The sequence below is a fragment of the uncultured Kriegella sp. genome (genome assembly GCF_963975415.1).
Lineage (GTDB): Bacteria > Bacteroidota > Bacteroidia > Flavobacteriales > Flavobacteriaceae > Kriegella.
The window spans coordinates 87,290-102,837 of sequence record NZ_CAXBGN010000007.1; the positions used below are offsets into that span (position 1 = coordinate 87,290).

At 39.7% G+C, this 15,548-nt stretch carries 10 protein-coding genes; 1 reads left to right on the top strand and 9 read right to left on the bottom strand.

Translation table 11 applies throughout. From position 1 onward, the window contains the following. Positions 1-30 precede the first annotated feature (30 nt). The 6 genes from AACZ88_RS16000 to AACZ88_RS16025 all read right to left on the bottom strand — a co-directional run bounded on the left by AACZ88_RS16000 (position 31) and on the right by AACZ88_RS16025 (position 6,057). Positions 31-513 carry a universal stress protein gene (locus AACZ88_RS16000; protein ID WP_339712177.1) on the bottom strand — a complete coding sequence of 161 codons (483 nt, stop codon included), beginning with the start codon at positions 511-513 and terminating at the stop codon, positions 31-33. Between the two features lie 266 nt (positions 514-779). Next, on the bottom strand, positions 780-2,168 hold the full coding sequence (locus tag AACZ88_RS16005; RefSeq protein ID WP_339712180.1) for a HAMP domain-containing sensor histidine kinase: 1,389 nt from the start codon (positions 2,166-2,168) through the stop codon (positions 780-782). A gap of 13 nt (positions 2,169-2,181) precedes the next feature. Beyond that, positions 2,182-2,865: a response regulator transcription factor gene (locus tag AACZ88_RS16010; RefSeq protein WP_339712182.1), complete on the bottom strand. Its 684-nt coding sequence runs from the start codon at positions 2,863-2,865 to the stop codon at positions 2,182-2,184. A gap of 392 nt (positions 2,866-3,257) precedes the next feature. Further along, positions 3,258-4,637 carry an NAD(P)(+) transhydrogenase (Re/Si-specific) subunit beta gene (locus AACZ88_RS16015; protein WP_339712185.1) on the bottom strand — a complete coding sequence of 460 codons (1,380 nt, stop codon included), beginning with the start codon at positions 4,635-4,637 and terminating at the stop codon, positions 3,258-3,260. Next, a complete protein-coding gene (locus AACZ88_RS16020) occupies positions 4,637-4,945 on the bottom strand; it encodes an NAD(P) transhydrogenase subunit alpha (protein WP_339712188.1) in 309 nt (102 codons plus the stop codon). The genes AACZ88_RS16015 and AACZ88_RS16020 overlap by 1 nt, the downstream gene beginning before the upstream one ends. Before the next feature lie 11 nt (positions 4,946-4,956). Beyond that, positions 4,957-6,057 carry a Re/Si-specific NAD(P)(+) transhydrogenase subunit alpha gene (locus AACZ88_RS16025; RefSeq protein ID WP_339712191.1) on the bottom strand — a complete coding sequence of 367 codons (1,101 nt, stop codon included), beginning with the start codon at positions 6,055-6,057 and terminating at the stop codon, positions 4,957-4,959. Between the two features lie 374 nt (positions 6,058-6,431). Here AACZ88_RS16025 and AACZ88_RS16030 point away from each other — a divergent pair, with 374 nt between their 5' ends. Then, positions 6,432-7,067, top strand: a complete 636-nt coding sequence (locus tag AACZ88_RS16030) for an ElyC/SanA/YdcF family protein (protein WP_339712194.1) — start codon at positions 6,432-6,434, stop codon at positions 7,065-7,067. 40 nt (positions 7,068-7,107) lie between these two features. On the opposite strand, the gene AACZ88_RS16035 is transcribed toward AACZ88_RS16030, so the two are convergent. The 3 genes from AACZ88_RS16035 to AACZ88_RS16045 all read right to left on the bottom strand — a co-directional run bounded on the left by AACZ88_RS16035 (position 7,108) and on the right by AACZ88_RS16045 (position 15,317). Beyond that, complete coding sequence (locus AACZ88_RS16035) at positions 7,108-10,533, bottom strand: VCBS repeat-containing protein (protein ID WP_339712197.1); 3,426 nt, start codon at positions 10,531-10,533, stop codon at positions 7,108-7,110. 190 nt (positions 10,534-10,723) lie between these two features. Beyond that, positions 10,724-12,172 carry a RagB/SusD family nutrient uptake outer membrane protein gene (locus AACZ88_RS16040; protein ID WP_339712200.1) on the bottom strand — a complete coding sequence of 483 codons (1,449 nt, stop codon included), beginning with the start codon at positions 12,170-12,172 and terminating at the stop codon, positions 10,724-10,726. A gap of 22 nt (positions 12,173-12,194) precedes the next feature. After that, the gene (locus AACZ88_RS16045) at positions 12,195-15,317 is read right to left on the bottom strand and encodes a TonB-dependent receptor (RefSeq protein ID WP_339712203.1); all 3,123 of its coding nucleotides are present in this window, start codon (positions 15,315-15,317) and stop codon (positions 12,195-12,197) included. Positions 15,318-15,548: the final 231 nt, after the last annotated feature.

The following is a 15,548-nucleotide window of genomic DNA, read 5'->3' on the forward strand; positions in this document are numbered from 1 at the left end:
TATGATTAGACTCCTACGTCAGCAGAATTCCTATAAATTAAGAAGACCTGAAAGAGAGAATTTTGTTTTTTGATACTCCTCGGTCAACTCGAAAGGAATCTCGATTACATTATCAATATTACTTTTAACAAATCGAGTTGGATCAAAGCATTTAGAATTATCGACATGCAGAAATTTTCCTTTTGGGACAATCGCATCTTTTACGCCCAATTGTTCAGCGAAATTTCGAAATGCAAAGGAATTGCTCCCTGTAAATAACTCAAACCGTAAGCGCACGATTACGTCGCTGTGTTCGCGAACAAACATATTCTTGGCCTTGGCAAAAGCATCAGTGTTCAGCTTATTGACCTCTCTTAATGCAGAAAAATGTGTAAGCCCCCATCGGGTATCGGGCAACTTAAAACCGTGTACAAGAATGATGTCAAGTTTTGTGTCAGGAAAATTCAAAATAGCATACTCTATGAGCTGCAGTGATTCCACGGTAAAATCGGTAGGAATAATTATTTTTTTCATCTGTTTATTATTTTCCTAGCGAAAGTAAGTCCAGACAATTAGAACGGTTTAAGAGCGAAATTAGAATAAGATTAAAATTTCAAAAAAGGGTTTATCAATATTATTTCCTCTAAATCGGAGTACTTTTCAAAGGAAACTTTTTACGTTTCAGAAGCTGTCCAGCATCTGCAGGAATGCTTTCAAAACAAACTTACACGAAACAAAGATTTGTTTTATAAATAAGGACTGAGCAAAAATGGAAATGGTTATTACCCATCAAAAAATGATCAAGACTTCAAAGAATTGTATTTCTCTTGAGTAGGAAGTTTGATCTTTACAATAGTACCCTTACCCACCTGTGAAGAAACGCGAATGTCGCCGGAATGAAGCTTTATAATACGATAGGCCAATGGAAGGCCAAACCCAAAACCTACTAAATTTCGAACATTCGACCCCCTATAAAAAGGTTCGAAAATATTCTTAAGCTCGTCAGAAGGTATTCCGATACCCTCGTCGGTAATAATCAAAAAGATATAACCATCATCGGTCAGTAGTTTTAAAGAAACCTTTTTGTTGTCTGAAAACTTACAGGCATTTTCCAAGATATTGCTCAATGCCACCTTAACAAGTGTCTCACTTCCCAACATCGTGATCAAATGTTCGTCTTCGGGTAAATGGTCAAAGTTCAGTTTTATACTATTTTTAGGGTTCACCACATCCAAATTTTGCTTGATCTCGATTGCGGTTTGATCTAAACGGATAGCTTCGATGACCAGGCCTTTCGAATCAAAATCTGTTTTAGCCAGTTTTAACATGCCATCTACCAACGTATCAAGTCTCGAAGCTTCAAGATCGATATTGTTAAGTGTGGACCGATATTCCTGTATGGTTCTTCTTTTACTTAATGCGATTTCGGTCTGTCCTAGTATAGCAGTCAACGGATTTCGGAGTTCGTGGGAAGCATTATTGATAAAGTTGCTCTGTAGATCGAACGAAATTTGTAACCTGTCCAACATACTATTAAAAGTTCGGGTCAAATCGGCAAGTTCATCCTTTCCATTAACATTATCCAATCTAAGAAAAAGGCTCTCGGCCCGGATGGAATTCACCTTTTCAATAATCTCCGAAATCGGACTCAGGGCCTGCTTTGCATAATATTGACCTAAAATAGAAATGAAAATCATGCTTACGAAAAAGGCAATAACAAGAATATTTCTCAAATTATCTTGCTTCCCGGCTCCATAAAGATCTCTAGCGGATAGCAACACAATAAAGTCACCTTTTTCATCGTGATATAAAAGTCCTGTATAATAAAACTCGCCCTTTTTAAATTCGGCATATTCTTTATCGAAAATTTTTTGGAAAAACGATTCGGGGAGATTAGCGTCAAAATCGACCAGGGGTTTCTTTTGTTTGGCATCAACAGGATAGATGACCTCTTTTTCATTAGGCAGGGTCTGCAAATGGCGAATACGTATATCTTCGTAAATATCGACATTAACCTCACCTTCATCGAGGTGCGCTTGCGCGGCAATAGTTGCCCTTTGGCTCAAGCGCAGATAGAACTCATTTTCGGTATATTCTTCAGAAAAATAATAGATGAGTACGAAAATCCCAATTTGAAAAAGTCCCGTTAACAATATAAAAATGGCAGTGATTTTTGTTCTTAACTGCATACGGTTTTTTCACTTAATCTTTGATAACATAACCCATACCGATAACAGTCTGTATGAGTTTGGAATTGTAGTTTCTATCAATCTTGTTGCGCAAATAATTCACATAAACATCGACGACATTGGTGCCCATATTAAAGTTGATATCCCAAACGTTTTCAAGGATATCAATGCGGCTAAGCACCCTATTTTTATTCTTTAATAAAAATTCTAAAAGGCGAAACTCGGTAGAGGTCAGACTGATTTCTTTACCGGCTCTTCTCACGGTCTTGGCATCAGTATCCAACTCTAAATCTTGCAAGACCAATTTCTGAGCTGCGGCCAAGGCAGCCCCGTTTCGTCTTGTCAAAGCACGTATTCTTGCTAAAAGTTCTTTGAACTTAAAAGGTTTAACCAAATAATCATCGGCCCCTGAATCTAGTCCTTTGACTACATTCTCGGTATTACCCAATGCAGTCAGCATAATAATAGGCACATCTTCATAACCCAGCAACCTAATCTTTTTGGCGACTTCCCTACCATCCATTTTAGGCAAAATAATATCAAGTATGATCAAATCAATTTCCTTGTTCTTCAAAAGTTCGATGCCTTGCTCCCCCTCATAAGCCAAAAAAACTTCATAACCAACTTCCAGTAGGCCTTGCTTGATGAAAGTAGCTACATTATGTTCATCCTCTATGACTAATATTCGTTTGAGCATTTAAAAATATCGAAGGTAATATTAGGTTTTCTTGCCAAACCACAAAGATAATGAAAGACCTTCATAGTACTTTGTTAACGAAATTAGAATATTATTAGAGTTTATGGTTATTTGAGTTAGCGGACTCCTGTTATACTTCTGAAAAACAAGTGTTTTAACCCTGTCTAGCGAATGAAGAAAAGAAGGTATACAAAAAGTCAAAACACATGGTCTTTGCAAACAAAAGGAAGTAATCCGCTTATTAGCTACCTACATTTTTAGGATTGCTTCTTGCCTCCCAATGTCTTAAATAAGAACTTTTTGACACCTTCTTTGATTTTTGAAGATAATCTAAGGTTTACGGTGGGGTTTATCTTTACCCGTAAAACCCACTCCCTTATTCAGGCCTTGTACTACATATTTTTTAACTCCGCGACCAAATCGGTAAGTGCGGCCTTGGCATCACCGAAAAGCATTGAAGTTTTAGAGTTATAGAACAATTCGTTTTCAATACCGGCATAGCCTGCATTCATTCCCCGCTTATTCACGATGATATGTTTTGCATTCTCTACATCTAAAATAGGCATACCGTAAATCGGACTGGCAGGATTATTATGTGCCGCAGGGTTTACCACGTCATTGGCACCAACCACTAAGACAATATCGGTATTGCTGAACTGAGGATTGATGTCGTCCATTTCGACCAACATATTATACTCTACGTTCGATTCTGCCAACAATACGTTCATATGGCCCGGCATACGCCCTGCAACAGGATGAATAGCATATTTTACGCTGACTCCTCTTTTCGATAACATCTCTTCCAACTCATGAATTACATGTTGTGCTTGTGCGACGGCCAAACCATACCCTGGAACAATCACTACATTCGATGCATAATTCATCATAATGGCGGCATCACTAGGGTTGGTACTTTTAATAGACCCCAAAGTCTTGTTTCCGACCGCTGCGGCCTCCCCTCCTCCAAAAGCTCCAAAAATCACAGAACCCAAGGTTCTGTTCATAGCCTTACACATTGCGACTGTCAAAATAATACCCGCAGAACCAACTAAAATACCTCCAACAAGCATAACCATATTATCATATAGAATACCTGTAATAGCCGCCGCGATACCGGTCAATGAATTCAACAATGAAATGACGACAGGCATATCGGCCCCTCCAATAGGGAGCACAAACAAGATGCCGTAGGCCAATCCAGAAGCCAATAACGCATACAATAGCAATGGACTGTCAACACCCGTAGCAATCATAAATGCGGCAAAAGCAATTATCCCAATAAAAAGCAGGTTATTGACAGTATTATAAAAAGGAATTTTCACAACGCTTCTCAAAGAACCATTCAATTTACCCCAGGCAATCAAACTTCCTGAAAAAGTAATGGCCCCAATAATAATACCTGCGACGATGGTCGTAGCTTGGGTGAAATCGGCGACATTCTTGCTATATTCGACCAACCCGATCAGGGCCGCACTAGCGCCACCGAAACCATTGAACAAAGAAACGAGTTCCGGCATTTTCGTCATTTCCACTTTAATGGCAATCAACCACCCTATAATCGATCCAATGAGAATTGCTAAACCGATTAAGATATAAATTAAAGGAGGAACCTCTAATTCATGGATAAAAATTGTTCCCAGAATGGCCAAACCCATTCCTGCGGCCGCAATTAAATTCCCATTCTTAGCCGTTTCCGGATGCCCCAACTTCTTTAAGCCTACAATAAATGTAATTGTAGCAATCAGATATATAATATTCAGTAAAATATCCATTATTTTTTCTTTTTAAACATTTGCAACATTCTATCGGTAACCGCAAAGCCACCCACAACATTTAAAACTCCTAATACCACAGCGATAAAGCCAAGGGCGAGCGCAAGATAATCGGAAGGGTCAGCATGTAACATTACCAGAATGGCACCTACGATAACCACCCCACTCAAGGCATTGGCCCCAGACATTAAAGGGGTGTGCAGCACCGCAGGAATACTTTTTATTACTTCTATACCAACAAATATGGAAAGAATAAGGATATAGATAATCTGAAGATTGTCGTTTATAAATTGCAAAAAATCAGTCATTTCTTTCTTCTTTAGTTTTTTCTAATGGTTCCGTCTTTAACGATCAAGGTTTCATCGGTAATTTCTTCGTCTAAATCCCATTTAAATTTGGTGTCTTCCGTAAGATGTCTGATGTAGTTATAAATATTCTTCGCGTATAGATCACTCGCATTTGTAGAAACACTTTTGGGGTCGATGCTAGTACCGATAACCTTCACACCATTCTTGACAACGGTTTTATTGATTTCACTGACTTCACAGTTTCCTCCCTGAGCGGCTGCCAAATCGATGATTACGGCCCCATTTTTCATTTGGGACACCTGCTCTTCGGTAATTAAAATCGGTGCCTTTCTACCTGGAATATTAGCAGTTGTAATAACCAAATCGGCTTGAAAAAGCGATTTGTTAACGGCTTCCTTTTGGCGTTGTGCATAATCTGCCGAGGCTTCTTTGGCATACCCCCCTTCAGATTCTTCACCGGCATTATCAACCGAAATAAATTTTGCCCCCAAAGATTCGGCCTGTTCCTTGGTTTCTGACCTAATATCAGTTGCTTCCACTACGGCACCCAAACGTTTTGCTGTAGCTATGGCCTGTAATCCCGCTACCCCTATACCATAAATCAACACCCGTGAAGGTGCAATAGTACCTGCGGAAGTCATCATCAACGGAAATATCTTGGTCATTTCAAAGGCCCCCAAAATTACCGCCTTGTAACCGGCTAGGTTATTTTGCGAACTTAACACATCCATATCTTGAGCTCTTGAAATTCTTGGAATGGCATCCATAGAAAAAGCGGTAGCTCCTCTAGCTGCAATCGCCTTGATAAGATCTGGGTCTGATTTATGATACAGCTTACTGATCAAAATCTGTCCTTTGTCGACCAATTTTAAATCTTCATTATCAAAAGGGTTGATTTTCAATAGTATTTGGGCCTCATGAAAGACTACCGCCCTTTTTTCAATAGTGACATTTACGTCGGTATAGTCGGTGTCTTTAAAGGAAGAGTTTTCCCCGGCCCCTTCTTCGGCAAGAATTTCAAACCCAACAGCAATCAACTGTTTTGCAATGGTTGGGGTAATTGCAACCCGCCTTTCACCATCTTGGGTCTCTTTTAGTACGCCTATTTTCATTGTGGTTGGTGGTTTAGTTTAAAAAAAATAATACTTGGCTAGAAAAATACTATTTTCCTAAATGGCGCTAAACTAAGACATCATTAAAAAATCTAACATATTTTATAAGAAAGATTACAATTTCGCCATCAATTGTTGCATAATTTGCGGTATTGAAAAATTCAATTGATTTTAGCTATTCAAATTTTATGGTTTATAATTTGTCAATAATGCTCGAAGCTGTAGGTCTCCCGGGCATACTTTAGGTATATTTAAGCTAAACAAAGTATCGGAATATTCAATGAATTTAAAAAATAGGCTTCTGTGATTTTGAATGCCCAAACCAAAAATCGCTTTGAATTTGCTTACCTTTAGTTTTCAGTCTTATTCGCTCAATGAAAAAAAGGATATTTTGGATTCTTGTACCAATGGTCGTTGTTTTTTTTCTTGGTCTTTTTTTATGCAATACAATCGTTGATTCGAATGCCGAAGAAAAAACGTATTACCATCTTGACAAAATACCCCATAATCGCGTAGGTCTCGTTTTAGGCACTTCAAAGAGAATCAAAAGCGGACATCCCAATCCGTATTATTCATTTCGAATAGAAGCTGCCGTAAAATTATATAAGGCAGGGAAAATCGATTATGTGCTGGTCAGCGGCGACAATGGCTCGGTCTACTACAATGAGCCGAATACCATAAAAAAAGATTTAATCCAATATGGGATTCCCAAAGAGAAAATATATTTAGACTATGCCGGTTTCAGAACTTTGGATTCCATGGTACGGGCAAAAGAAATTTTTGGTTTGACCGAAGTGACTATTATATCACAGAAGTTTCACAACGAACGGGCCATTTATTTGGCAGAAAAAAAGGGCCTGACGGCCATCGGGTTCAATGCTACCGATATTTCGGGATCGGAAGGTTATAAAGTACAGCTTCGAGAGTACTTTGCACGGGTAAAAGTGTTCTTAGATTTGCTTATGAATACCCAACCGCGCTTTTATGGTGAAAAAGTAGAAATCGAATAATACAAACCCGTAATTTAGATTCTTGGGCCACGCAAACCGCCTACTTCAAAGAATATTCCAGTACTTGAAGAGGGGCGTCATTTTTGGCAAATACAATTCGCTTTCGACCCGACGAATTCGAATTCATCAGAGCAGCATTTTTAACATCTCCCTTGACAAACAATCCGCTTTCATAGGGAAACAGTGATTCAAACTCCCCTTGCCCGTTGCCTAAGAGTAAATCACCATAACTCGCATCGCTCCTTGGAGTTTCGACTTCTGATTGGTATAGATTACCTGACAGCAAAGCATCGGCATGACCATCGTCGTTAAAATCATCGATGAGAATGCTATTGACCGATGAGAATTGCGCCAATTCATCAAGCTTATGCACTTTAAACTTAAAATCACCTAAATTTTCTATGTAAGAGGTTGCAAAAGTGGTCGCTTGGTAATGCAATGCATTTTTCAATTCTTCTTCACCATAGACGGTTGAGAGATCGGCCGTACCAAAATCATCGTAGCTGGGAAACTTCTTTTTAATGAAGGGCATCTGATCGGAAGAACATTGTCGCCCTCGTAACGGATACATCTTTCCTTCTTCATGATAACCAAGTACAATATCTTGCGAACCGTTCTTGTCAAAGTCGCTCGTAAATACTTCAAACGGTGATTCAACAGAAGCCTTGTATTTGTAATTTTCACCCAAGTTACCTACGATAAAATCCATGTCTCCATCTTTATCAAAATCTTCCGAAGCAACGCTGAACCACCAACCTATTTGATTGTCAAGACCTGCTTTTGTGGTACTATCTACAAATTTGCCATTATCATTTTCGATGACTCTCACGGCCATCCACTCCCCGACAACAATCAAATCGAGATCACCGTCATTATCAACGTCTACCCATTGTGCTTCCGACACCATTCCGAATTCAGCCATAAACGGAGCGATATCTGGTGTAGCATCTTTAAATTCGACGCTACCAGGTTCACTTTCATTTTTAAGTAAATAACTTTTTGTCGGAAAAGGATATTTGCCCGGCACCAACTTTCCTCCTATGAAAAGGTCCAAGTCTCCATCATTATCAAAATCCCCGGCTTTCACAGTGGATCCACTTGTCACTATTTTAGGGGTTGCATTCGTACGTTTCAAAAATTCACCATCTCCTAAGTTTTCATAAAAGCGATCTTGGTAATAATCATCATTTTCCTTTGCCTCATTACCCCCGCTAACTACATACAAATCGAGGTCGCCGTCGCCGTCGGCATCAAAAAATTCAGCCGCTAGATCCTCGTGCCCTTTATCATCTTTCCATGGACTTCGCAGCCGTTTAAAATCTCCGTTTTGCTGTTGTACCCATAATTCAGAAGTTTCATTTTTCGCTCCTCCTATGTAAAAATCATCTAAACCGTCATTCGTAACGTCTCCCACCGCTAAAGCGGGGCCATTCTGTGAAAACTTATGAGGAAGCAGTATTTCTCGTTGAAAGTCATCAAAATTATTCTCTGTATGCTCATAAAGGCTTTCCAAATCATGTGATACATCCTTAAAAAGAAGCGCAGAATCGTTTGAAAGGTCGTTCGCAAGAATTATCTGGGAATCGTCATAATTCAATAGCAACTCTTGATTTGCCGACACATCTTTCAAAGTCTGATAATTTCCATCAGGCCACATTATCGAAACTCTATTTATAATAGCCGTTCGACCAATACCGTAATGCAACCTATTACTTACCGAAGATTGAAACCCCCTTGACACATAAAGTTCTTTAGACTGGGCAACATCTTCATACTGCAATGAAATTCGCGCCCCTATGCCATTCACATTTCCGTTTTTACCCTTTAATTTGATAGTCAAATAATTATTATCAGGTTCCAATTCACGACTGTTATTTCGGTAAATTGTCACTGGATCATTTATATTGTTTCCCACAATATCTAGGTCACCATCATTATCAAGATCGGCATAAACGGCCCCATTGGTTGCAGTAGGGGCATTCAATTGCCACGATTGGTTCATTTCTGTGAAGGTATAATCCTGATTGTTCAGATAGAGTAGGTTTACTTCCTTTTTTTCTGGCATTACCACCAAAAGGTCTTTGTAATAGGATGCAATCAATGAATCTTTATTATGATATTTTTTCATATCGTCATACAGTTTGGCTACCCGCTGTCGCTTATAGATAACAAAATCGTTATTCCTAAACGAACGCAGCACTCCATTTGAAACAAATACATCTTGCCATCCGTCATTGTTCATATCAAAAAACAAAGGAGCCCAGCTCCAATTGGTCTTAGACAGTCCGGCGAATTGCGCTACATCTGAAAAAGCCGGAACCGTGCCATTTTCCAACATATTGCCATTGCTCAATTGTAGTGTATTAAACATGTATTGATGATGTAGCCCCTTACCCACTAACTCATGAAATCGTTTGGGATTCATACCGCTCATATTGGTCTTTAGGTCATAATTGTTATTCGAAACCATATCGACCGATATAAAATCGAAATAACCGTCGTTATTGATATCGGCAATATCATTACCCATCGAAAAATTAGAAATATGATTCGTAGCCTTTTGTATAACCTCTTGAAATGTTCCATCTTTCTGATTGATATAGAGGTGGTCTTTTTCTGAATAGTCCATACCCACGATCATATCGGGCCATTGGTCATTGTTCAAATCTCCAATTGCAATACCGAGCCCATACCCAATTCCATTATCAATAATCCCGACCTTTTCAGAAACATCAATATATTTCCCATCGTTATTCTGAAATAATTTATTGCTGCTATATTCCGATTTTTGACCAAGTAGTTTGTCGATATTCATTTCGGTTTCTGCCGGGTCAATACCGTGGTTTAAAAGAAACATATCGAGATCCCCATCTTTGTCATAATCAAAAAAAGCGGCCTGGGTTGAATAATGAGGCAAATCGAGACCATATTTGCTTGCTTCTTCCATAAATTCGGGATCTCCCTTATCATTGAGCCCTTGATTTATGTAAAGTTCATTTTTACGATGCTCAGGATTTGGATAATTTCCTGATTTCGAAATATAAATATCGAGGAGCCCATCTGAATTGATATCGACCATGGTAACCCCTGTCGGAAAACCTGCCTTACCCTTCAAGCCTGCTTCCGCAGTTTTCTCTTCAAAGACCAAACCTCCTTTATTTAGAAAGAGCTTATTACTATATAAATTGGATATAAAATAGAGATCTTGTAAACCATCATTGTTCACATCACCGACCGAAACCCCACCACCATTATACAGATATTCATACAACACACCATTTATCGTAGGACTCTCATTGATAATGTTTACGAAATTTAATTGTGTTTCGCTTGGTGCCAATATGGTAAAAAGTGGCTGAGATACCTTCGTAGTTGAATCTTTGCCCTGATGCGATTCTTTATCATCAGTGCAATTCCAAAAAAGCATACAAATGACTGCAATAATACTGTAACGTCGACTCATCATCTCTCGTGATTTTGGCATTCCATCTCTCCCAACTATTTGGTCGGCCCCTATTTAATAAAAGAAAATAATATCACTTAAAAAAACAAATGGTTTCCCTAAGGAAGAAAGAACCCTTAAGAAAACCATTTGATCGGTATTCAATATATTAGGATCGATCGAGAGCAATCAATTTGCCTCCCAATAATCCTTACTAATAATTTTCATTTTGAATCAACACACCATTACTCAAATCGATTTCCCGCTGGGGGATGGGAAAATAATAATGCTTTGGCCTAACGAACGTTCGAGGCGGATCAAACTGCCCTCTGTCTTCAGCATAGATAGCTGCGATATCGACGATGTTGGCCTTATCCCAGCGCATCAAGTCTTGATGGCGTTGATTTTCCCCTACAAGCTCTACGCGTCTTTCATGTATAAGCTCGGGCATATCGGCATTTTCAACTGGTGCAAGACCTGCTCTTCTACGAACCTCATTAATTTCAAAGTCGCCAGAACCAGGCCCGTTCAATCGAATTTTTGCTTCGGCAACCAAAAGATATACATCGGCTACCCGTAACACTGGCACATTCTGATCACCATTTAAATTACCATCTGCCTTATAATTAGCATATTTGGTCAAACTGAAACCTGTTTGTGTCAAATCAGGGGTAAATTCTAAAACACCACTTTCGCCTCGGTCAACCATGTCACCAGGACTTAGAATCGAAGAAGCCAAACGAGTATCTCCCTCTTCAAATTCATCAACTACACTTTGAATAGGGTCATGAAAATCCCAGCCCCCCCAAGGTCTAGGAGCATCGAACATCTTCGGAACATCGCCCCAATTTTCTTCTCCTTGCACAGAAAACAACATTTCAGGATTATTCTCGGTTGCAGGTTCAAAGTTGTCCCTAAAATTATCCGCCAGCGGGTACGGACCATCAATAACGGCTTCACCAGCATCTATAGATTTTTGAAATTCCTCTTCGTACAGGTATAGTTTTGACAAGAGTCCGTTTGCAGACCCCTTGTTGACCCTTCCTAAATTTTCTGCATCGTGGGTTTCGGGCAATAGGCTAGCCGCCATAACCAAATCAGATTCTATTTGCGCACGAATATCGGCCAAAGATGATTTTGGAACATTAAAATTACCCTCTATGGAATTGGCCTCTAGAATCAAAGGAACTTCACCATAAAGCACCGAAAATCGCCAGTAAGCGAAAGCTCGTAAAAAATGCGCTTCGCCTAATATTCTATCTTTAAGCGCCGCATCAATATCTTCAATATTCGGCACATTGATCAATACTGAATTTGCCCTTGAAATGATCTCGTATTTTGCTCCCCAACCGTAACGAAAACCATCATTGCTCGGGTCAAATGTAAAATTCTCCATGGCTTCTTCGTAACCATGATCCCCAGCTCTATAAATATCATCGGAACAGTTGTCGAATACATTTTCACTGTGGCCATACATATCTTCCCATCGCAAAGGTTCATACATAGCAGTAGATGCAGCGACAGCGTCAATTCCATTACGCCAAAATTCTGCCGATGTCGATTCGCCGTAGGGTATTGTATCCAAAACTTCATCGTTACAGCTACTTAGCAGACCTATAACGGCGACATAGGGCAGTAACTTTAGTTTAATCGTATTTTTCATAGTTTGTTTTTATTAGCTAAAATCAAAAGCTAAGATTTACACCAAGTAAAAATGTTCTTGCCTGTGGAAATTGTGCAAAATCTACGTTTTGCTGTAAATTGCCATCGGTCAGCCCCAATTCGGGGTCCATACCGGAATATCCTGTAATGGTAAATAAATTTTGTGCCGTTACGTATAGACGTAACCGACTCAGGTTAATTTTCTCAATATAATCACTGGGTAGCGAATAGCCAATTGTCAAATTCTTCAAGCGGAAATAATCACCCGACTCTACAAACAAATCAGAAGTTCTATGGTTCAAATTCGTTCGAAGTGTAGACACTCTTGGTATTGAGTTACTAGTGCCAGGCCCCGTCCATCGTCCTTCTATATCTGAATACACGTTAAAAGGATATGAAGCATCTAAGCCTTGCATTCTATCGGCATTGTAAATATCGACTCCGGCAGCACCTAAGAAAAAAGCTGTAACATCAAATCCTTTGTATGCGATATTCGCATTGATGCCGTAAGTCATATCGGGGTGGGGGCTTCCTATTATGGTTCTGTCTTCATCGTCGATTACCCCATCTTCGTTGATATCAACAAATCGCACATCACCGGGCACTGCACCTTCTTGAGTAGCATGACCGTCAATATCACCTTGTGTTTGAAAAAGACCGTTGGTCCTCCATCCATAGAAAGTAGCGATAGGCTCACCTTCAAAGGTTCTGGAAAGCTCTTGGTTTGGACGTCCGTAAAAATCGGAAGCCAAAAAGTTGCCATCGACCAATTTGATTACCTTATTCTTAACAAACGAAGCATTGGCACCAACACCATAACTTAAGTCGCCTTTGGTATCTTGCCAGTTCAACTCAACTTCCAAGCCTTTGTTCTCAACCTCACCAACATTTTGAAATGGAGAAGAAATAGTACCCTGACTACCAATGGCAGGTGGTTGCAAAAGCATGTCCTCGGTATTCTTGATAAAGTAGTTAAAGTTAGTAGTAAGTCTGTTATCGGCAAACCCTACATTCAATCCGAAGTTGGTCATCACAACTGTTTCCCAAGTTACATCAGGGTTGGCATAACTTGCCTGTGCAACACCTTCTACTTGATTACTTCCATCAAGACCGAATGAATACCTTCTACCACCACTCAATCGTGCCAAATACTGTAGGCGGGAAATATTTTGATTCCCCAGTTCTCCCCATCCTCCAGTTAATTTAAGGTCGCTTATCAAAGGAAAATCAAAAAAAGATTCTTCGGAAATTCTCCAACCCAATGAAAAGGCCGGGAATGTTCCTCTTTGATTTCCTTCTGCAAATCGTGAAGACTCATCGGACCTTAATGTAGCGGTAACTAAATATTTATCTTTATAGGAATAATTGAGTCTCCCAAATATTGATCTCAGCCCATCATGTGTACGAAACTCGCTTGCGGTATCGGCATCACCGTTGGTCAATAACTTTTGACTCTCGCTACTTTCAACATTATAAGTTCTTGCATTAAAACCTTGGGAATCGAATGATTGCTCGGTATACCCTGCAACTCCCCCAACAATATGGTCACCAAAAACCTTATTGTACGAAAGGAAATATTCCATAAGAAATGAATAGGTTTCTTCATACCCTCGATATCTACTACTGGTTCCCCGTTGTCTAATCTGGTCTAAGATTTGGGCATCATATGACTTTTGATCACGAATTTCAGCATCGACACCAAAATTCGCTTTAAACTTTAACTCCGGTGTAAAGGAGATTTCAGCCGCAACATTTGATAGAATTCGTGTTTTTCTATCCTTAGCATCATCAATATTGACCGTATATATGGGGTTATTGATATCACCAAACTCACTGCTTACCTGAGACGAACTATAGCTACCATCGGCATTTCGAACCGGAAGCCCGGGATGAAAACGTATAGCACTCCAAATCAAACCAGTTTGTGCCGAGGTTGTATTAAAGGCATTATCGGCCCGTGTTGACAACGAAAGGTTTTGTTCGATTTTCAACCAATCGGTTACCCTATGGTCGGAGTTCATTTGCAAACTCAATCGATTTGCCTTTGCTTTTTCAATAACACCCTGCTCATCATAATAGCCCAAACCGAATAAGAAAGATGATTTTTCGCTAGAACCGGTAATGGTCAAATCTACATTTTGCGTAGTGCCCGTTCTAAAAAGTTCATCTTGCCAATTGGTACGTTGCGTCAAGTATTGCGAATCGTTCCAAATTTCATCAACCGGAATACCATCGTTTGTATAACGCTCTCTCTTGATTTCGGCCAAGGCAGGAGCATCGAGCACATCGATGGTCTTTACAACGTTGGAAAAACCGGTATAGGCATCAAGTGTCATTTCGGTCCTCTGCCCTCTTCTTCCCTTTTTCGTTGTGATTATCACCACCCCGTTAGCAGCTCGTGTACCATATATAGCAGAAGCGGAAGCATCTTTTAAAACTTCAATAGACTCAATATTATTCTGATTGATTCCTGAAATGCTACCCGTCGGAACACCGTCAATAACATACAGCGGATCAGAATTATTTACGGTTCCAGTTCCTCGAATCCGTATCGATGCGCCGGCCCCGGGTGCCCCACCATTGTTCACTACTTGAACCCCGGCCAACCGTCCTTGAAGGACTTTGTCAACGCTGGCGACCGGTAAATTCTTAAAGTCATCACCATCTACCGAAGAAATAGCCCCGGTAACATCCTTTTTAGCGGTAGTACCGTAACCGACCACAAATACCTCATCCAATTGCGAGGCATCGGGTTCCAATGAAATATTTAACGTAGATTGGTTTGCCACCGCCACTTCTTTTGTCGCATATCCAAGATAAGATATCACTAACACAGCATCTCCGCTAGCAACTTCAATAGAATAATTACCATCAAAATCTGTAGTAACACCTATAGACGTATCTTTTATTTGAACAGTTGCTCCTGGTAAGGGCTGACCGGTCTCATCAGACACCAACCCTTGAACGGTCTCTTGAGGCACCGCCAAGGCATGTGTTGAAAAAGTATTTCGATCATTCTCAATCGAAACGGTATTGTTTGCGCTTACCGTAACCGCAAAAAACATGGCCAACAAGCAAAAAACGGAAAGGCCGTAACTGCTTTTGGCATAGGTCAAGTAAACCCTATCGTGATATTCTTTTTTCATAGTCTATAGTTTCTCTGATGAAGAGTTTTTTTTGCAATTTTCAATTTACCAAATGCCAGCAGCGCTTCTGACATTTTAATAATTCGTATTCCAATAATTACTGTCTGGACTAGCCAATCCCTGTTGCATCGGCCTAAACTTCAATATTTCAGATTGTAAATATATATGCTCGCCTTACTTCCCTAGGTGTTTTTAATGTTAAGTTTTTTGCATTAAGGTAAAAATGTGTTA